This is a genomic window from Nitrospirota bacterium, assembly GCA_026387665.1.
In the GTDB taxonomy this organism is placed as follows: Bacteria; Nitrospirota; Nitrospiria; order Nitrospirales; family Nitrospiraceae; genus Palsa-1315.
Genome location: JAPLLG010000004.1, coordinates 46230 through 65631 on the forward strand (window position 1 = coordinate 46230; position 19402 = coordinate 65631).

Sequence of the window (19402 nt, forward strand, 5' to 3'; positions counted from 1 at the left end):
TGCGGGACGATGCTTATGTGGTGGCACCTGTGCGGACTTTCCAAATCCTTGTTTGCCAGAATCTTTCTTCGACAGGTCTTCGGCCATGGCACTCCATTTGATCGTTGATGGGTACAATCTCCTGGCTCAGACGAGTCGGATCGGCGGCGGGGTGAGCCTGCATTCCGAGCAGGCGCGCGAAGCCCTGCTACGCGATCTGGCTGCCTACCGTCAGAGAAAGTCCCATGCCATCACCGTGGTCTTCGATGGATGGCAGCAGGGCTGGGGCACGGAGCGGCGTGAACATCGGCTCGGTCTTGAGGTGATCTTTTCCCGGCGGGGAGAAAAGGCCGATCAGGTGATCCAGCGTCTGGCTGCCGAATATGGGTCCGACTGCGCGGTGGTGAGTTCCGATCGGGAGATCGTCGACTTTGCTAGGGCGCAGGGCGCCTTCGTGATGAAGGCGCAGGAGTTTTCCGGAAAGCTACAGGGGGCGTCGGCCCAGACCGGCGTATTGCTACATAAAGAACTGGATACGGGAGAGGATCTTCGACCGAAACGGGGGCCAGAGAAGCGTGGAAATCCTCGGAAACTGCCCAAGGCGCAGCGTCAGCGCAGCCGGCAGCTCAAACGATTTTGAACAGGCGTTTCGCGTTCTCGGTCGTGATGCGGCCGATGGTTTCGATCGACATGCCTGGCGTCTCGGCGTGAAGCTCCGCCAGCTTCTGCGCGACGAGGGCCACGTAGGCCGGTTCGTTTCGTTTGCCTCTGTGAGGGATGGGCGTGAGGTAGGGGCAGTCGGTTTCGATCAGGAGCCGGTCCAGCGGAGCGGTCTTGGCGATGTCCCGGAGCGTCGCCGCGCTCTGAAAGGTGAGAATGCCGGAGAAGGAGAGATAGAATCCCAGGTCCAGCGCTTCTTTCGCCAGCCAGGCATCCCCTGAGAAACAGTGAAATACCCCGCCGATTTCCGTCGCGCGCTCCTCTTTTAGAATCGCAATCGTATCCTCTTGGGCCTCTCGCGTGTGAATGATCACGGGAAGGCACAGCTCGCGTGCGAGCTGGATCTGCTCGCGGAATCGCTCGCGCTGTTCTTGGGGCGATGAGTGGTTGTAGTGGTAGTCGAGGCCGATCTCTCCATAGGCGACGACTTTTTTGTTCTGCGCCAGACGGCGGAGCTCGTCGTACCAGCCATCGAGGATATGTTTCACTTCATGGGGGTGGACGCCGATGGAGGCATAGACGAAGGGATGTTGTGCCGCTAGCGCCGCCGCTGCTTGGCTGGTGGCCAGATCGCAGCCGATGGTCACGAAGGCCTCGACGCCTGCTTCCCTGGCGCGGGCAATCATGGCCTCACGGTCCTCATTGTAGCGGGCATCGTCCAGATGGGTATGGGTGTCGATGAGCATGCGGGTCTTTATCAGGATGCTGAAAAAGGCCGCCAGCTTCGTTCTCGGCTCATCGAAATCCTCAACGTACCCCTGAGGGTACGCCTCCGGTTTCGATTCGCCTGCGGCCTTGCTGGACAGCCTTTTTGAGCATCCTGTGGTTATTGCGGCTTTAATACTGTACGAAATATTCTCGCATATGTTTCGTGCACACCGAGTTTTTCCGCAACCTGCTAGTGGGGGATCGGCTGAAGACCGAAGTGGTGCTACGCGGGCTTGGTCACGATCGTGTCGGCCAGTTCGTTGAGGAGCGATTCGGTCTCCTCCCAGCCGAGGCAGGCATCGGTGATGGAAACGCCGTGGGCCAGTGTTTTGCCCTGCTGCCAGGTTTGTTTGCCGGGATTGAGGTTGCTTTCGAGCATCAGGCCCATGATGGACTGGCGGCCTTCGCGGAACTGTTTGAGGACATCTCTGGCGACGAGGCTTTGGCGCCGGTGGTCCTTGCTCGAATTGTCGTGCGAACAGTCGATCATGATGGGACGGGCGATGCCGTCGCCTGCCACGACCGCTTCCGCGCGGGCCACATGTTCGGCTTCGTAATTGGTTTTGCCTCCGCCGCCTCGAAGCACGATATGGCGGTCCGGGTTGCCCGTGGTCTTGATGATCGAGGTGAGCCCGTCGGCATTGATGCCCAGAAAATGATGCGGCTGCTTCGCGGCCACCATCGCGTTCCAGGCTACGAGAAGATCGCCCCCTGTGCCGTTCTTGAATCCGACCGGCATCGACAGGCCGCTAGCCATTTCCCGGTGCGGCTGGCTCTCGGTGGTGCGGGCGCCGATGGCGACCCAGCTCCAGAGATCGGCTATATATTGAGGCGACACCGGGTCCAAGGCTTCCGCTGCGCAGGGGATCCCGCGTTTATTGATGTTGAGCAGGATCGTCCGGGCCAGTTCCAGGCCTGTTCCAATATCGCAGGTGCCGTCTAGGTGTGGATCGTTGATGAGGCCCTTCCAGCCAACCGTGGTGCGGGGCTTTTCAAAGTAGGTTCGCATGACGATCAGTAATCGGTCGCGCAACGCATCGGTCACCGGTTTCAATCGGTCGGCATACTCATAGGCGGCCTCAGGATCATGGATTGAACAGGGCCCGACGATGACGAGCAGGCGCTCACGGTCTTGCCCGTGCAGGATGCGGCGAATGGCCTCTCTGGTTTCGATGACCAGGGTGGCGGCTTGGTCGGTAATCGGCAGTTTTGACTTGATCGTCCGCGGCGAGGGCAGCGGTTTGATTTCAAGGATATGTTGGTTATCGAGCGGTTGATTCATCGCGCAGCCTTTTTGCAAAGAAATAATGAGTGCAAAGTATACCAGAGCTCTCAGTCGAAATCTATGGACGGAGCTCGTAAGACCTTCAATAGCTAAGGGATTTGAGTAATTCGGAAGGGGGCCTGGCGGCCGCAGGACATCAATAATGTGCGGGAATGAGGGGCTCTGTCTGCCTGGCGTCTCCTGCCTTTTGTGGCTGAAATCGTTGGTGGAAGGAGCCCTTCCGTTTGACGGGTTTCTCAAGGGTATGGTAGTTCAATTGGGTATGAAGCGATGGTTTACTCACTCTGTCAGTCTTCGAGTCTTGGCCTCCCTGGGCCTGATTCTCTTACTGCTGACGATCGCTCCCTTTGCGGCCGCGCAGGATGTGCATCATGAGTTAGCCGCGGCTGACCATGATGGGCACGAACATTCCGACACTGACCTCTGCCAGTGGGTGCAACACCATACGGCTGGCTCTCTCGATGTCGGGGCTCCTCTCCTGACCGCCTGCGAACTCGTCAATCTATTAGAGCTTCCGGCTGACTCAGTCCTGCTCTCCTTCGAACTCTCCACTCCCGGCCCTTCCCGCGCTCCTCCCCTCGGCTAATCACGTCACTTCGGCTTGCTCCATACGTGGGATTGTTGCCGTGTGGCCATCCTCGATGGGTGCTGGCGTTTTTTTACTGCGTGATCGGTAGAGGGTTTCATGGGACCTAGTTGCTGTCGTTTCCTATTTCGTTCTATCTATTTTTGCCTGTGCTGGAGCTTGCTCGCTCATGCGCAGGTTCTTGCAGCCGAGTCTACCCTCATTGCCGGATCGGTCCAGAGTCAGGACCTCCGCCGAGTGGGGCAGGTGCTTGTCGAGGTGAAGGATCAAGAGGGAGCTTTGGTCGCGACCGGCCTCTCGAATGAGGCGGGGGAGTTCAGGATTTCCGTTCCTGCCGATGGAACCTATTCCGTCAGCGCCAGACAGGATAGCTATCGAAGCGAATACGTCGTGATGAAGATCGGGACCGAGCCGCCCGGTCCCGTTGTTTTGACCCTCTCCAAGACCAGAGAGATCGCCCTCGAAGTACGGTCGTCCCTGGCTCCGATTCACGACAAGCTGTCGAGTGAGACCTATGCGGTCAGCCGCAAAGACATCGAAGAATTGCCGCGCGGCAACAATGTGGAGTTGCAGGACGTGTTGCTCACGATTCCAAGCGCTTCCTATGGCTCGCTCAAACAAGTCCATATCCGGCAGGACCATGCCAATCTCCAGTTGCGGATCGACGGGGTGCCGATTCCCGATACCGTGTCGTCTACCTTCTCCGATGTGATCTCGCCGCGGGCCTGGGAACGGGCGGATATTATTCTGGGCGGTATGGAAGCCCAGTATGGAAATAAGACGGCTGCGGTGCTGGACATTACGACCAAGAGCGGTACCAAGCCTGGCTTCGGGTCGGCGCAAATGTTCGGCGGGTCGAATCAGACGGCCAGTCCCTCGTTCGAATATGGCGGCACGGTCGGCGAGAAGTTCCGGTTCTACGTCTTGAATAGTTATACCTCGACGAATCGCGGCATCGAGCCTCCGACGCTGGGCCATTCGATCTTTCACGGGCAAAGCGAGCGGAACCAGACGTTCATGCGCGGCGACTATCAGCACGACAATGCGAACAACTTTTCCTGGGTGTTCTTGAATTCCGTCGCGAAGTATCAGATTCCGACCATGCCAGGCCGGGCGCTCGATCCCAGCGGGCAGATGCTGCCGCTGCTCCGGGCGAGCAGGCCGGGATTCACGCCGGTGGCGTCCCAGGCCATCGACGAGAACCAACAAGAGAATAACCAGTATGGCCACATGGTCTGGCGGCACGATGTGAACAGCAGTAATTTCTTCAACCTCTCCGGCTATGTTCGCCAGACGAGGGCCACGTTCAAGACGGACCCATTCAACCTGCTTGCCTATACGGCAGATCCGACCGCGCAATTTTCCGCCGGGAGCCAGGATCGGAGCGCCAATTCGAGCGGAGCCCGGTTCGACCACACCTATGTTCCATCCAAGGAGCATGTGGTCAAGGCCGGATTTCAGGTCGATCGGACTCAGACGGTGAACAAGACGCGACTGTTCACTTTTGCAGACGACGGGGTGGGCAATCCGACGGGAACGATGTTGGAGCGGAACGCCGACAACCGTCTGATCGGCTGGCGTCAAGAATTCTGGGTGCAGGATCAGTGGAGTCCGAACGATCGTTGGACGTTCAACCTCGGCGTGAGGGGCGACGCAGTGCAGTATCAGCGCCATGAGGGGCAGCTCAGCCCACGGGTTGGGGTGGCGTACAAGGCCGATCAGTCCAATGTGTTTCACGTCTTCTACGGACGGCAGTTTACGCCGCCGAATCTCGAAGCGATTTCCTTTGCGAAGCTCAATACGGCCGGCACGAAGGCGGCGCCGGAAAATACGATGAACAATATCGTCAGGGCCGAGCGGGCTCATTATTTCGAGGCTGGGAGCGACCATGCTCTTTCACGCTGGGCGACCCTGCAATTGACCGGCTACTACAAGCTCTCGCATTTTTTGTCTGACGCGGGCCAGTTCGGCACGACCCCCCTCTTGAACTACTTTGCTTTTGAGCGGGGCTGGCAGCGCGGTATCGATGCAGCGCTAAAGCTGCAGTTGCGGGAGGATCTGACTGCGAGGGGGAGCATGGCTTGGGGGCAATGTAAGGGCTATGGTCTTCAATCGGGTCACGTTCTTCTGGATCAAAAGACGATCAACGATATCAACTCCACCGGCGGAGTGTTCTGCGATCACTCGCAGACGCTCACGAGTTCCAGCCTAGTGGCCTATCGGTTCAAGGAGCGGACGACTCTTTCTGGACAGATGCTCTACGCGTCCGGGCTGCGTGCGGCAGAAGAGGGGGCCAAGACCAATTCGACCCACAGCCCCTCCTATACGATTTATAACCTCTCCCTCACTCACGTCATCCCCTTGCCCTGGGACAATCAGAAGTTTCTCTTGGGCTTTGACGTCATCAATCTGCTGGATCAAAAGTATCTCATCAATCAAGGTGAGGGCAGTATCGGCCTGGGAGTGTCGCATGCCGGGATGCCGAGGTCGTTCTTCTTCCGGGGCCAGTGGTTTTTCTGATCGGATGCCGAACAAGGTCGCCAGCATCGTTCTCAGTCGCCGGGCTCCTTGCGGCCTTGTTGCTGGCCCGTTTGAGCATCCGCAATCAATAGGGTAGGATGCGCGGTGATGAGATTATTTTTCGCGATATCTATTGCAGTGGTGTTGGCCTGGCCTGCCTTTGCCTATGCGGTGGCTGGTGACGAGGCTACTCATGCGGACGATCACCATGAAGATGTGCTGGAGTTGCCCGAGGTCCATGTCCATGGCCTGCCGCTCAACAAAGACCAGCAAGTAGGTCCTGTCCCTAAAGCGACGCCCTGGCCTGCCATTCCCTCGTCGCTGGATGGACGAGAGCTCGACGATTGGATGAAGGTGCGTATGTTGGTTTCCAAGGGTGCGGCTGTGACCGTCGTGGTCTTGGAGCCGGCGAGGCACCGTGAACTGACCATCGCAGGCATGGCCGCTCTGAGTAAATGGACCTTCGATCCTCAGTTGAAAGGTGATGAGCCGATTGATGGGGAGCTCACCGTACGGATCCATTTTCGCACTCGCTAAGAAACGCTGATATGAACATCGACGAATCGCTCTTTCGCGCTATCAACGGTTTTGCCGGACAGTCGGCATGGCTGGACCAATGGGCGCTCAATTTCTCAGACCCGGGCCTCTTGTGGGCTCCTTGCATACTCATGACCGGTTATTGGATCTGGTTGTCTTGGCGGGAAGCGGTGATGGCAGCTCCAGTGTTGGCTGCTTCCATCGGCTTGTTGGATTTTCTCGGGGCGAGGATCAAGGATCTTGTGGCTCGGCCGCGGCCTTGCATGGCACTTCCTGATATCCACCAGATTGAAGGCTGCGGCAAGACGTTTGGATTTCCATCGAACCACGCGATCAATACTGCGACCGCTGCGGCGTTTCTTCATGTGCTCTATCCGCGATCTGGATGGGTGAGTTGGCCGTTGGTCGGACTGATCGGGCTATCGCGTGTCTATATCGGGGCTCACTATGTCACGGATGTGCTGGGGGGCTGGATGATCGGTGGATTGCTCGGAGCTGGATCGGCTTGGTTATTGTTGCGCTACTCCCGTTTCCGCTCCTAGCAGGATGCTGAAAAAGCCCGCCAGCTTCGTTCTCGGCTCATCGAAATCCTCAACGTACCCCTGAGGGTACGCCTCCGGTTTCGACTCGCCTGCGGCCTTGCTGGACGGACTTTTTGAGCATCCTGAAGAAACTCTGCCATGCGCAGAGAGTTTCCACTCAGCCTGCTACTTCTCCAGACAGTTCAATAATTCTGCTTGGCACCGTTCCTGGTCGTAGCCTCGTCCAATCAAGACGATCGCGTGCCTCGGTTCGTCGAGCAGGGTGATCGGCGTGATGGTCGCATTGCCTGGCGGGGCATATTGAAATTCTTGCAGCTCCGGTCCCTTGGCGAAGCGGAAGAAGCCCTTTGCCCGTTCAAGCTCAGGGGGCAGGGTCTTCATCCAGCGCAGGAATCGCTCAAAGTTCAAGGGGCCTGGCAGCAACACCGTTGTGGCAATCGGGTGGTAGGAGGCTCGCTTGTTCGTTGCGGGCGAGCGAGGCACGCCGAATTCCACATTGATCGCTGGGGGCGGGGCAATGCGGGTGATCGGTTCGAGCAGTGAGAAGGGATCGACCCTGGCCTGGCTGGTTTCCCAGACCCTGGCATAGGGATTCTGCTTGGTGATCGAGTCCTTGAATCCCTCCCAATGGCCTGCGACGTAGAGATCTTTTTTATTGAGGATCAACTCGTCAGCGCAGCGAATCGCCTGTGTCGTCACGAAGCCAGCCATGCTCTCCCGGTCGGTCGGGATCGGATGCAGCAAGGCGATGACTTTATCCAGCCGTGCGAGCTGTGCGGTGTAGAGATCGGTGACGGCATCGATGACTTCGGCTGGGTCTGCCATGCCGGAACATTCGAGGATGATGACATCCGACTCATAGTCCCGCACCAGTTGGGCGATGCCCCAGGACAGGTCTTCTTTCGTATCGCAGCAGACGCAGCCGCCCGCGAGGTTCATGACCTGTTCTGCGATGGTGCCGGCGCGGGGACCGTCGATGCTGACCTCGCCTGCTTCGTTCATCAAGACGCCGGCTCGCTTGCCCTGGCTCTTCCAATGTTCAAGGAGCCTCATGAGGAGGGTGGTTTTGCCTGCGCCGAGGGAGCCGCAGAGAATGTAAAAAGGAATCGGGCTTGTGGTCATGGTCTCACGTATGAATTGTGAACGAGACGAATAGGCTGCTGCACGATAAGAGATCGATCAGTGGTGCACGTGTACGAGCCCTTCATCCCGGTGGTGCTTGGCCAGCGTGGTGAGATCGCAGTGGATCTCGTTCGGCTGGCAGCAGGCAGTGCCCATCTGAATCGTCAGGTGCTTGATGCCGAACTCGGCGCTGACCTTGGTTCGGATGGTCTGGAGCAGGCCATTGGTCATGGCCGAATCGTCTCCATCGACGAGGATATGGCAGGTCAGCATGATCAACCGTGGTTCCACGGCCCAGATATGGAGGTCGTGGACGTTCTTGACGCCGGGAATAGCTTCGATCGTGGTTGCCACATGCGTGGCGCTGATATGGGACGGCGTCGATTCCAGCAAGACCTCCAGTGATTCTCTGAATAGCGGCCAGGCTCCTTTGGCAATGGCCACGACGACCAGCAAGCTGATGAGCGGATCGAAAATGGTCCATCCGGCGAAGAGGATGGCGGCGCCGCTGATCACGACTCCCAGCGACACCCAGGCGTCGCCCAGCATGTGCCAGAAGGCGCTGCGGATATTGAGATCGTCCTTGGCTCCATGCTGCAAGAGCAATGCAATGCTGAGATTGGCTGCGAAGCTGAGCGCCGCGATCGCCATGACCCAGGCTCCGTCCACCGGGACTGGTTGCAGCAGCCGATTGATTCCCACGACTGTGATGCCAATGGCCGTGAGCAACAGGATAAACGAATTCAGAAATGCCGCAATGATGCCGGCCCTGTGATAGCCGAACGTTCTGGCTTCTGTGGCAGGCCTGGCCGTGAGGAGATGGGCATAGAGGGCCAGAAAGAGCGAACCCTGGTCGACGAGGTTATGGCCCGCGTCGCTCATGAGTCCGATGCTGTTGAGGATCCATCCGCCGATGAACTCAGCGACGATGATCGCGGCGTTCAGCGCCAGGGCGAGCGTCAGCCGGGAGCGGAGATGTTCGTAGGAGGCCGGAGTAGACATTGATGATAGTTTCGCACGGCCGTTGCGTCTCAGCAAGCCTTCAGGGGAGGGGCAGCCGCCTGGCTGTGGCCACCGCCAGGGTTACTTTACCTTGGTGCCTGGGTCCACTTCTTCGAGGATGGTGGCAAGACCGCGCACTTCGCTGTCCCCTGCGGCCAGGACCATGCCTTGCGATTCGACGCCCATGAGTTTCGCCGGCTTCAGGTTCGCGACAATGATGATCATCTTGCCGATCAGGGCCTCCGGCTCGTATTTCTTGCCGATGCCTGCGACGATCTGCCGTTGTTCCCCTCCCTCGCCAAGACTGACTTGCAGTTTGAGGAGCTTTTCCGACTTCGGCACCCGCTCCGCGCTGATGACCTTCGCGGTCTTGAGCTGAATCTTCATGAAGTCGTCGATAGTGATCTGGGCCGGCGCGGCTGGCGCAGCAGCAGCGGCTGCTGGTTGCGGGGCGGGAATGGCCGGCGTGGGGATCGCTGCTGTCGGTTGCGGGGGAATGGTTGCGTCGCTCACGGTCTTCGCTCCTTGTGGTTTTGTTTCGATGCGGGGGAACAGGCCGGGGCCTTTGCAAATCTTTGTCTCGGGAAACGGCGCGTCCCATTCGTAGGCTGTCTGCGGTAGCGGTTTTGAAAAGTCGAACGAGAGGCCGAGTTGCTGGGCTAGCTGCCCGGCCGTCTGGGGCATGTAGGGATAGAGGAGGACAGAGATTAAGCGCAGCGCCCTTGAGGCTGTATGCAGGACTGTATTGAGGCGCGGGTGGTTCTCCGGATTCTTGGCCAGTTGCCAGGGCGCAGCCTTGTCGATGTATTCGTCGCAGAGGCCGATCAGTTCCCAAATGGCCTGGAGATTTTCCCGGAAGGCGAGCGCACGGAATCCATGCTCGATTTTTTCCGGCAGGCTGGTCGCGGTTGCGGCGATCCTGTCTTCCAGCTCCGGAAGGGCCGGAGTGCCAGGCGCGGGAATCGTGCCGATGGCGAACCGCTCGATCATGGTCAATGTGCGGCTCAACAGATTGCCGACCCCGTTGGCCAAGTCGCTGTTGATGATGGTGACCATGGTGGATTGCGAAAAGTCTCCGTCCTGTCCGAACGGGACTTCCCGAAACAAGAAATGCCGGAACGCATCGGCGCCGATGGTCTCGATCATCTTGTGCGGGTCCACGACATTGCCGCGGCTCTTCGACATCTTTTCCCCGTCGACGGTCCACCAGCCGTGAGCGAAGATCGTTTTCGGCAGCGGCAGGTTCAGGGCCATGAGCATCGTGGACCAGTAGACTGCGTGGGTCGTCAGAATATCTTTCCCGACCAGATGGACCGAGGCAGGCCAGAACTGATCGAAGGAGGGCTTCTTCGGGAGATATTCCAAGGCTGAGACATAGTTCACCAGCGCGTCGAACCAGACGTAGGTCACGCAGTCTTTGTCGAAGGGGAGTTCAATGCCCCAGGAGAGTCTTGATTTAGGCCGGGAGATCGAGAGGTCGCCGAGGGTTTGCGTCGTCAGAAATCCAAGGACTTCATTGCGCCGGGATTCTGGGCGGATGAAGTCAGGATGTTGTTTGATGTGGTCGATCAGGCGTTCCTGATACTGCCCCATCTTGAAAAAGTAGTTGTGTTCGCTGAGCTGCTCTACCGGGCGTTTGCAGTCGGGGCAGAGGCCGCCTGTGACATCCTTCTCGGTCCAGAACCGTTCGTCGAAGGTGCAGTACCAGCCAGTGTAATCGGCTTTGTAAATCAAGCCCGCATCGAAGAGCTCTTGAAGATATCGCTGGACGACTGACTTGTGCGGGGCATCGGTCGTCCTGATGAAGGCGTCGTGCGAGATGTTCAGTCGTTTCCAGAGTTCCTGAAACTGGGGCGCGAGCTTGTCGCAATGGGCTTGCGGGTCGATGCCGGCTTTGGCGGCGGCCTGCTGAACCTTTTGCCCATGCTCGTCGAGCCCTGTGAGGAAAAAGACGTCGCGCCCCCGCAAGCGCCAGTAGCGGGCCAGGACGTCGGCCGCCACGGTGGTATAGGCATGCCCGATATGGGGCACGTCGTTCACGTAATAGATCGGCGTCGTGATGTAGAAGCTGTTGGGATTACTCATGGGGCGTGACAAAAGATAGCAGGTAATAAACGGCGAAAGCTAGGAGCCTGTCCGGCATTGCTGTTCGTTACGAGGCGGAGAAGGCGCGGGTAGATGCGCGACCGCAGGTTCCGAAAAACCGGAGGCGTATTCGAGGAATACGTTGAGGGTTTTTCGGGGCCGAGAACAAGGCAGATGCCCGTGCATTATCCGACGCAGTAGAACGGCCAATGCCGGATAGGTTCCTAGGCTGGCAGAGGGGCGGACGACAGGGTGAGCGCGTCGCGCAGGCGGAGCAGGATCATTTCCAGGGCCATCTGGAGATTGAGATGGCGCGTGGCTCGCTGCTCGGTCAGTTCGATTTCGCGGAGCAGGCCCAGCAATGCATCGGTATCGGCCTGCTGCGCGTAGGCTTCCAGTGTGCTGAGATCGTCGAGGTTGAGTATCTGGTCGCGATCTCCTCCGACCTGGATCAAGACGAGGTCGCGGATCCAACGAGTTAGCCAGGCGAGGATGTCCTGGGCCCGGTCTGCCTTGGCAATTGCTTCCGCCGAAGACAGGATGGATCCGATCGATTGCAAGGATTGGGGCCGGACCAAGTCCACGAGTTCTTGCTGGCGCGCGCGCGTGTCTTTCACGTCGGACGTGAGGGCTTCTCCGATACGGCCCTCGCTGATGATGGCGAGGAATCGCGCGTCTGCCGGGGGGATTTCTCGCTTCAGGATGAGCGCGGCCTCCACCTGGGTGCGGGCCGGGGTCGTGAAGCGTAGGGCCTGACAGCGCGACCGGATGGTCGCAGGGAGGGCCGCGGGGCGGCTGGAGATCAGGAGGAAGAGACTGTGTCCGGGCGGCTCTTCCAATGTTTTCAGCAAGGCGTTGGCCGCGCCGATCGTCATGCGGTCTGCGTCGTTAATCAGGCAGATTTTCCGCTCGCCGATGAGCGGACGATACATGATCTGGTGCTCGATCTCGCGGACCTGTTCGATCTTGATTTGCTGGGTGGCCTGTTCCGGATCCGGTTCGATGACGAAAAAGTCCGGATGGGTGCGGGCTTCGATTTGTTGGCAGGAGCGGCAGATGCCGCAACTGTCGAGGCCTTCTGTTTCTGGCGGCCGTTCGCAGCTGAGCGCTTGCGCGAAACGAATCGCCGTCAATCGTTTCCCGATCGCCTCCTCGCCATGGAACAGGTAGGCGTGAGCCAATTGCTCATGGGCGACGGCAGCTTGTAAGAGCGTAATGGATTGCTGATGGCCGATGCAGTCGCGAAAGGGCATGTTAGCTCCGGCAGCGTGACGATCGACGCGGTTTCGCTATCCAGCCTAGCACGATCTCTGTGAGCTCGTCCCGGACTTCTTGCGCGGGGCGATTCGCATCCACGATCTTCATGCGGCCCGGTTCTTCTGCCGCGAGAGCCAGAAACCCCCGGCGTACTTTTCGATGGAAACGTTCTGCCTCCCGGTCCAGCCGATTCTGCTGGCCACGATCGGCTCGCCTCCTGGCCAAGCCCACTGAAATGGGGAGGTCGAGGACGAGGGTGAGGTTCGGCGCCAGTCCGTCTGTTGCGACGTCGTTGGCTTTCCGAAGCCATTGCAGATCAAGACCCCGCGCGAATCCTTGGTAGGCCAGGGTGGAATCGGAAAACCGGTCGCAGAGCACGACGGTGCCGTTCCGTAATGCCGGTTCGATGAGATGCGTGACGTGCTGGCTTCTCGCGGCCAGAATCAGCAGGGCCTCCGCTTGCGGTGTGACCGGTTCTTTTGACGAGGCAGTGAGGAGAATATGGCGGATTGCTTCGGCTGTCGCGGTGCCGCCCGGTTCTCTCGTTTGGAGTACGCGATAGCCTGCCTTGGTCAGCACCTTGGCGAGGTGGCTGATCTGGGTGCTTTTCCCGCTGCCCTCGACTCCCTCCAGGGTAATGAAGAGACCGCGAGTCTGTCGCTTTTTTGTGCCCATTGAGCTGGTTCTCTCACCGGTGAAGAAAACGGGCGGGATGGTATTCCAAGTTGTTGAAAATAGCAAGAAAAGGCTTGCGAGGCCGTCATCATTCTCTGTATGATGACGGCCTACTTCCGGCGGCTCTCATTTATGCTGAAAACCTCGCTAAAACGCTACTTTCTGACAGGCCTGCTGGTGATTATCCCCCTGTGGGGAACCGTCCTCATTTTGAAGACCCTTTTCGTGGCGGTGGATGGGATTTTGGGAGACCTCCTGGTCCGGTTGGTGCCGAGTCATTATGTGCCGGGATTGGGGATTCTTTCGTTGATTCTGTTGGTGCTGGTGACCGGGCTTTTTGCCACGAACTTCATGGGCAAACAAATCGTGAAGTGGTGGGAGGACTGGTTGAACCGTGTGCCGCTCGTGCGGGGGATCTACTCGACCTTGAAGTCCATGATGGACATTTTGTCCTTTTCCGACCATCCGTCCTATAACCGCGTCGTGCTGATTCAGTTTCCCAAGAGCGGCAACTATTGTTTCGCCTTCGTGACCGGCGCGACCAAAGGAGAGATGCAAGATCTCGCGCAGGAGCCTTTGATCCATGTCTATGTGCCGACGTCGCCGAATCCGACGTCCGGCTATTTCCTCCTGGTGCCGGAACATGAAGTTGCCGCTATCGATATGAGCGTAGAAGAGGCGATGAAGCTCATCGTCTCAGGCGGGCTCTGTTCGCCCTCCACGTCCCTGTCCTCGGCCGTGATGGCCGCGACGAAGCAGAGCATGGTCAAGCAGCCTGAATCGGGAGTGCCGATCGGATGAGCCGCTCACGCGCGACTGAAGCCACAACGGTGAAGAAGCCGGCCGGGGCAGACCGGCAGGGACGGATTGCCGGCCTGGCGGTCGTCGTGATGGCTGCGGGCTTGGGAAAGCGGATGCATTCAAAGCAGGCGAAGGTGCTGCATCCTGTGGCGGGCCAGGCGATGGTGCTCTATTCGGTCGGACTCGGATTGCGCATCGCCGGAGAGCCTGTGGCGGTCGTGGTCGGCCATCAGGCAGAGCTGGTTCGCCAGGCGATCGATCGGGCTGTGTCTGGCAAGAGCGGCGCGCGAGTGTCGATCGTCGAGCAACGGAAGCAATTGGGCACGGGCCATGCGGTGTTGCAGAGCCGTCCGGTGTTCGGGGTGGGCAAGCGGGGCGCTCCCTCCAGCTATTTGATTCTGAACGGCGATACGCCGCTGCTCCGGGAAGAGACCGTGCGTGAACTCCTGCGCGTGCATGAAGCGGAGCGCGCGACCGTGACTCTTCTGACCGCGGAGCTGGACGACGCGAGCGGCTATGGGCGGGTTGTCCGTGCTCCTTCAGCCGAACGGAGCGTCGTTCGCATCGTCGAGGATCGTGATGCCAATGATACGGAGCGATCGATCCATGAAATCAACGTGGGCACCTATGTGGTCGACGGGGAGTTTCTTTTCAGCGCGCTGGAAAAGCTCGACCCCAGCAATGCCCAAGGGGAATATTATTTGACGGATATCGTCCGGCTCGCGGAACGCGCCGGACGGCGTATCGCAGCGGTCGTGCTCGACGATCCCGATGAAGGACTGGGCGTCAATACCAGGCGGCAGCTCGCCGAGGCGGAGCAGGTGGTGCGATGGCAGATCCGGGACCGGTGGCTGGATGCGGGGGTGACGATGATCGATCCTGCCTCGACCTGGATCGACGCGACCGTCACGATCGGGAAAGACACGGTGCTCTATCCCAACGTGACGCTCGAAGGGGCGACGGTCATCGGGGAAGATTGCCTGCTACGTTCCCATACGCGACTGACGGATTGTACTATTGGCAACGGGGTCGAGATTCTGGACCATTGCCTGTTTGCCGGCTCGCAGATCGAGGACGGCGCGCGATTGGGCCCCTTCGTGCATCTGCGGCCAGGCGTGGTGGTGCGGAAGAAGGCGAAGGTTGGGAACTTTGTCGAGATGAAGAAGACTGACTTGGGTGAAGGGTCGCAGGCGAACCATCTGAGTTACCTGGGGGATGCGAAGATCGGGAAAGGGGTGAACGTCGGCGCCGGCACCATCACCTGTAACTACGACGGGTCGCGGAAGTTTCAGACGGTCATTGGCGACGGAGTTTTTCTCGGGAGCGATATTCAGCTGGTCGCGCCGGTGACGGTGGGGGAAGGAGCCGTCATTGCAGCCGGCACCACGGTCACGGAGGATGTGCCGGCTCATGCGCTGGCGATCGGGCGGGTGGTGCAAGTGAATCGTGCTGGATGGGCGGCGCGCCGCCGAGCCTTGGTGACGGCAGTACCGGCCAAGGCGGCGAAGAAGCCCGCGGCAAGCCAACCCAAGAAGCGGAAATAGGTAGCTCGTATGTGTGGAATCGTCGGATATGTGGGAGATCAGGAGGCGGTGCCGATTCTCATCGGTGGCCTGGCCAAGCTGGAGTATCGAGGATATGACTCGGCCGGCGTCGCGGTGCTGCAGGGCGAGAAGATTGAAGTCCGGCGCAGCGTCGGTAAGCTCGCCAATCTTCAGAAGTCGCTTAAGGAAAAAGAGCTGAGCGGCACCGTGGGGATCGGCCACACACGTTGGGCGACGCACGGGAAGCCCTCGGAGCAAAATGCCCATCCGCACCGCTCGAAGGGTTGTGTACTCGTGCATAACGGCATCATCGAAAACTATCAGCCGTTGAAACAGCAATTGGAGAACGAGGGGTACAAGTTTCACTCGGAAACGGATACGGAAGTGGTCGCGCACCTGATCGACAAATATTTCCAGCCTGGCGTGAAGCTGGCTGAGGCAGTGCGAGCTGCGACGAAGGACGTACGAGGGAGTTATGCGCTTGCCGTCATTTCGGAGCGGGAACCGGGGACGATGATCGCGGCGCGCGCGGGCTGCCCGCTGGTCGTGGGCACCACGGCCACAGCCTCCTTCGTCGCCTCCGACGTCATGGCGATGCTGGCCCATACCCGTGATGTGACGTATCTCGAAGAGGGGGATTTGGCGGTTGTGACCGCGGCGGATATCCATCTCATTGACATCGAGGGACGCCCGGTGAAACGGAAATTGACGAAGATCACCTGGGATGCCTCCGCGGCGGAAAAGGGCGGCTTTCCGCATTTCATGCTGAAGGAAATTCACGAGCAGCCGCAGACGATCCTCGATACGATGCGCGGGCGCTATTCCTATGATACCGGCGAGGCGGATCTGCCAGATATCGGCTTGACGCCAAAAGAGTTTGCCGCAGTCGGCCGGATTTGGATCGTGGCTTGCGGCACGTCGTGGCACGCGGGGCTGGTGGGGAAGTATCTGCTGGAGGAGATGGTCCGTACGCCGGTGCAGGTGGATATCGCCAGCGAATTCCGTTATCGCGATCCGCTGGTCGAGAAAGACGATCTCTTTATCACGATCTCGCAGTCCGGCGAGACGGCGGACACGCTGGCCGCAGCGCGTGAGGCGAAGGAAAAGGGAGCGCGGGTCGTGTCGATCGTGAACGTGGTGGGCAGCACTCTGGCCCGCGAATCGGACGGAGTGCTCTATACCCATTGCGGGCCGGAGATCGGCGTCGCCTCGACCAAGGCCTTCACCGCGCAACTCACGGCGCTCTACATGTTGGCGCTGCATTTAGGCCGCGTGCGCGGAACCCTGGCGGTTGCGGACGGCAAGGCCTGGCTTGATCGCCTTGTCCGGCTTCCTGTATTGGTCGAGCAGGTGCTCGGTCGGGAGGCGGAGATCGTGGCGATTGCCAAGCGCTATCACAAGAAGCGAAATTTTTTGTTCCTCGGGCGCGGCATCAACTATCCGATCGCGCTCGAAGGAGCCTTGAAGCTGAAAGAAGTGTCCTATATCCATGCCGAAGGTTATGCGGCGGGAGAGATGAAGCATGGCCCGATCGCGCTCATCGACAAGGACATGCCAGTCGTTGTGTTGGCGCCGAAAGACCGGTTGTATGAAAAGACCGTGAGCAATCTGATGGAAGTGAAGGCCCGGCATGCGCCGGTCATTGCGTTGGTGGCGGAAGGCGAACGGGAGCTGGGAAAGATCGCCGATGCGGTCTTCACGATTCCCGACACCCATCCCCTGTTGTCGCCGATTTTGTTTACGATTCCCTTGCAGCTTTTAGCCTATCATGTCGCAGTGTTGCGAGGGGCGGATGTGGATCAGCCTCGGAACTTGGCCAAAAGTGTGACGGTTGAATGAGCATCCTTGTTTGAAGATCCTTGAAGAATAGAGGGGAATGAGACGCGTGGAAATTACCAAACAGGAAGTGGAGAAGGTCGCGAAGCTGGCGCGGCTGGAGTTGACGGAGAGTGAGAAGGCGGCCTTTGCCAAGCAGCTGAGCCAGATCCTCACGCATGTGGAAACGCTGAAACAGTACGATACCACTGGCGTTGAGCCGACGGCCACGGTGTTGGGGCAGGCCAATGTGTTCCGCCCCGATGAGGCGCGGCCGTCTCTATCTGTCGATCGAGCGGTGGCCAATGCGCCGGAGTCGGCCGACGGGTTCTTTGTAGTGCCAAAAATTATTGAAGATCGCCAACCCCTTTAAGCAAGCAAGCGAGGTTTGAATGTTCAGGCAAATGTTGCGGTCGAAAATTCATCGGGCCACGGTCACGGAGTCCTGCCTCGATTATGAAGGCAGCCTCACGATCGATGAGAATCTGATGGAAGCAGCGGGGATTTTGCCCTATGAGGCGATTGTCTGTTCCAATCTGAATAACGGCGAGCGGTTCATGACCTATGCGATGGCGGGCAAGCGCGGCGCGGGCGAAATCATCCTCAATGGGCCGACGGCGCGGAAGGGCGCGGTGCGCGATCAGATCATCATTTTCTGTTACGAGTATTATTCGGAAGAAGAAATCACCCGGCATGCGCCCAAGATCATCCAGGTCAATGAGAAGAACCAGATGGTGCCAGGGAAGACGAAACGCTGATGTCGATTCATAAACTCACGCTCTATGAGCTCCATAAGAAATTCACCGCCGGGGAAGTCACGGCCACGGAGATCGTGCGCGCCTACGGGCTGCGGATCGGTCAGGTGGAGTCCAAGGTGAAGGCCTACATCACGCAGGCCAAAGACTCGGTGGCGGCGCAGGCGAGCGCACTCGATGCGTCCCTGAAAGGCTGGCGGAAGACGGCGCCGATGATGGGCATGCCCCTGGCGATCAAAGATAATATCTGCACCGAAGGCGTGACCACGACCTGCGCCTCCCGGATGCTCGGCAACTTTGTGCCGCCCTACGATGCGACCGTGATTCGAAAGTTGCGTGAACAGGGATATTTGCTTCTCGGGAAGACCAACCTTGATGAATTCGCGATGGGCTCCTCGACCGAGAACTCTGCCTTTGGGCCGAGCCGCAATCCCTGGAACCTGCATTGTGTGCCGGGAGGGTCCAGCGGAGGCTCTGCCGCTGCTGTGGCGGCGGACGAATGTGCGGCGGCCTTGGGATCCGATACAGGCGGGTCGATCCGTCAGCCTGCGGCATTTTGCGGGGTAGTCGGGCTCAAGCCGACCTATGGGCGGGTCTCCCGATATGGGTTGATTGCGTTCGCTTCCTCGCTCGATCAAATCGGACCGATCACGAAGGATGTGACGGACGCGGCGTTTTTCCTCGGCGCCATTGCCGGTCACGATCCGTTGGATTCGACTTCGGCCGATGTCCCGGTGCCGGACTACATGAAGGCTTTAAAAAAGAAAGATCTCAAGAAGCTGAAGGTCGGGGTGCCGGCCGAGTTCTTTGCTGAGGGGCTGGACCCAGACGTGGAGCAGGCGGTGCGGGCGGCGATCGAGGAGCTGAAAGCGCTTGGAGGGACGATCAAGGAAATTCAGTTGCCCCGGACGGATGCGGCCGTGGCGACGTACTACGTGATCGCGACGGCAGAGGCCAGCTCGAATCTGGCCCGCTACGATGGCGTGAAGTTCGGGCTCCGCGCCAAAGAGACCAAGGACCTGCTCGATCTCTATATGAAGACTAGGCAGGAAGGGTTCGGGCCAGAAGTGAAGCGCCGGATCATGTTGGGGACCTATGTGCTCAGCGCCGGTTATTACGATGCCTATTATGGTAAGGCGCAGGCGGTGCGCACCTTGATCCGCCAGGATTTCGATGCGGCCTTTCACGAGGTCGATCTCATCGTGACGCCTGTGACGCCCACGCCGGCATTCAAGTTCGGCGCGAAGAGCGAGGATCCGCTGCAGATGTATTTGTCAGACATTTTCACCATTTCGGTGAACCTCGCCGGGGTGCCGGCGATTTCGCTGCCCTGCGGCTTTAGTCAGACAGGCTTGCCTATCGGGTTGCAGCTGATCGGGCGTCCCTTCGAAGAGGACACGCTCTTGCGGGCGGCCTATGCCTATGAACAGAGCACGCAATGGCGGACGAAGAGGCCGGTGATTCGGTAG

Annotated in this window: 18 protein-coding genes; 11 read left to right on the plus strand and 7 right to left on the minus strand. The window is 59.1% G+C overall.

Annotated elements, in window-relative coordinates:
• Nucleotides 1-85 precede the first annotated feature (85 nt).
• On the plus strand, nucleotides 86-619 hold the full coding sequence (locus NT179_03025) for an NYN domain-containing protein (GenBank protein ID MCX5720987.1): 534 nt from the start codon (nucleotides 86-88) through the stop codon (nucleotides 617-619).
• Here the strand turns inward: NT179_03025 and NT179_03030 are convergent.
• Nucleotides 606-1385 carry a TatD family hydrolase gene (locus tag NT179_03030; protein MCX5720988.1) on the minus strand — a complete coding sequence of 260 codons (780 nt, stop codon included), beginning with the start codon at nucleotides 1383-1385 and terminating at the stop codon, nucleotides 606-608. The two genes, NT179_03025 and NT179_03030, sit on opposite strands and share 14 nt — an antisense overlap.
• Before the next feature lie 245 nt (nucleotides 1386-1630).
• Nucleotides 1631-2689, minus strand: coding sequence for a 3-deoxy-7-phosphoheptulonate synthase (locus NT179_03035; protein MCX5720989.1), 1059 nt, complete (start codon nucleotides 2687-2689; stop codon nucleotides 1631-1633).
• Nucleotides 2690-2954: 265 nt separating this feature from the next.
• Here NT179_03035 and NT179_03040 point away from each other — a divergent pair, with 265 nt between their 5' ends.
• From NT179_03040 to NT179_03055, 4 genes are all read left to right on the plus strand, one after another.
• Nucleotides 2955-3278: a hypothetical protein gene (locus tag NT179_03040; GenBank protein MCX5720990.1), complete on the plus strand. Its 324-nt coding sequence runs from the start codon at nucleotides 2955-2957 to the stop codon at nucleotides 3276-3278.
• Between the two features lie 159 nt (nucleotides 3279-3437).
• Complete coding sequence (locus tag NT179_03045) at nucleotides 3438-5798, plus strand: TonB-dependent receptor (GenBank protein MCX5720991.1); 2361 nt, start codon at nucleotides 3438-3440, stop codon at nucleotides 5796-5798.
• Between the two features lie 108 nt (nucleotides 5799-5906).
• On the plus strand, nucleotides 5907-6335 hold the full coding sequence (locus NT179_03050; GenBank protein MCX5720992.1) for an energy transducer TonB: 429 nt from the start codon (nucleotides 5907-5909) through the stop codon (nucleotides 6333-6335).
• Nucleotides 6336-6346: 11 nt separating this feature from the next.
• Nucleotides 6347-6877, plus strand: a complete 531-nt coding sequence (locus NT179_03055; GenBank protein MCX5720993.1) for a phosphatase PAP2 family protein — start codon at nucleotides 6347-6349, stop codon at nucleotides 6875-6877.
• A gap of 165 nt (nucleotides 6878-7042) precedes the next feature.
• Here NT179_03055 and NT179_03060 read toward each other — a convergent pair whose 3' ends face one another.
• From NT179_03060 to tmk, 5 genes are all read right to left on the minus strand, one after another.
• Nucleotides 7043-7999 carry a GTP-binding protein gene (locus tag NT179_03060; protein MCX5720994.1) on the minus strand — a complete coding sequence of 319 codons (957 nt, stop codon included), beginning with the start codon at nucleotides 7997-7999 and terminating at the stop codon, nucleotides 7043-7045.
• A gap of 57 nt (nucleotides 8000-8056) precedes the next feature.
• Nucleotides 8057-9001 carry a cation diffusion facilitator family transporter gene (locus NT179_03065; GenBank protein MCX5720995.1) on the minus strand — a complete coding sequence of 315 codons (945 nt, stop codon included), beginning with the start codon at nucleotides 8999-9001 and terminating at the stop codon, nucleotides 8057-8059.
• Nucleotides 9002-9082: 81 nt separating this feature from the next.
• A complete protein-coding gene (gene metG, locus NT179_03070; GenBank protein MCX5720996.1) occupies nucleotides 9083-11086 on the minus strand; it encodes a methionine--tRNA ligase in 2004 nt (667 codons plus the stop codon).
• 224 nt (nucleotides 11087-11310) lie between these two features.
• Nucleotides 11311-12339, minus strand: coding sequence for a DNA polymerase III subunit delta' (holB, locus tag NT179_03075; GenBank protein ID MCX5720997.1), 1029 nt, complete (start codon nucleotides 12337-12339; stop codon nucleotides 11311-11313).
• A 1-nt stretch (nucleotide 12340) separates the two neighbouring features.
• Nucleotides 12341-13018: a dTMP kinase gene (gene tmk / locus NT179_03080; protein MCX5720998.1), complete on the minus strand. Its 678-nt coding sequence runs from the start codon at nucleotides 13016-13018 to the stop codon at nucleotides 12341-12343.
• 99 nt (nucleotides 13019-13117) lie between these two features.
• Here tmk and NT179_03085 point away from each other — a divergent pair, with 99 nt between their 5' ends.
• From NT179_03085 to gatA, 6 genes are read left to right on the plus strand one after another with little or no spacing between them, the layout of a single operon-like run.
• Nucleotides 13118-13819, plus strand: a complete 702-nt coding sequence (locus NT179_03085) for a DUF502 domain-containing protein (GenBank protein MCX5720999.1) — start codon at nucleotides 13118-13120, stop codon at nucleotides 13817-13819.
• Nucleotides 13816-15363, plus strand: coding sequence for a bifunctional UDP-N-acetylglucosamine diphosphorylase/glucosamine-1-phosphate N-acetyltransferase GlmU (glmU, locus tag NT179_03090; protein ID MCX5721000.1), 1548 nt, complete (start codon nucleotides 13816-13818; stop codon nucleotides 15361-15363). The genes NT179_03085 and glmU overlap by 4 nt, the downstream gene beginning before the upstream one ends.
• 9 nt (nucleotides 15364-15372) lie before the next feature.
• Nucleotides 15373-17202 carry a glutamine--fructose-6-phosphate transaminase (isomerizing) gene (glmS, locus tag NT179_03095; GenBank protein MCX5721001.1) on the plus strand — a complete coding sequence of 610 codons (1830 nt, stop codon included), beginning with the start codon at nucleotides 15373-15375 and terminating at the stop codon, nucleotides 17200-17202.
• Nucleotides 17203-17248: 46 nt separating this feature from the next.
• Nucleotides 17249-17551, plus strand: coding sequence for an Asp-tRNA(Asn)/Glu-tRNA(Gln) amidotransferase subunit GatC (gene gatC / locus NT179_03100; GenBank protein ID MCX5721002.1), 303 nt, complete (start codon nucleotides 17249-17251; stop codon nucleotides 17549-17551).
• 19 nt (nucleotides 17552-17570) lie between these two features.
• A complete protein-coding gene (locus NT179_03105; GenBank protein MCX5721003.1) occupies nucleotides 17571-17936 on the plus strand; it encodes an aspartate 1-decarboxylase in 366 nt (121 codons plus the stop codon).
• Nucleotides 17936-19402, plus strand: a complete 1467-nt coding sequence (gene gatA, locus NT179_03110; protein MCX5721004.1) for an Asp-tRNA(Asn)/Glu-tRNA(Gln) amidotransferase subunit GatA — start codon at nucleotides 17936-17938, stop codon at nucleotides 19400-19402. Before NT179_03105 ends, gatA begins: the two co-directional genes overlap by 1 nt.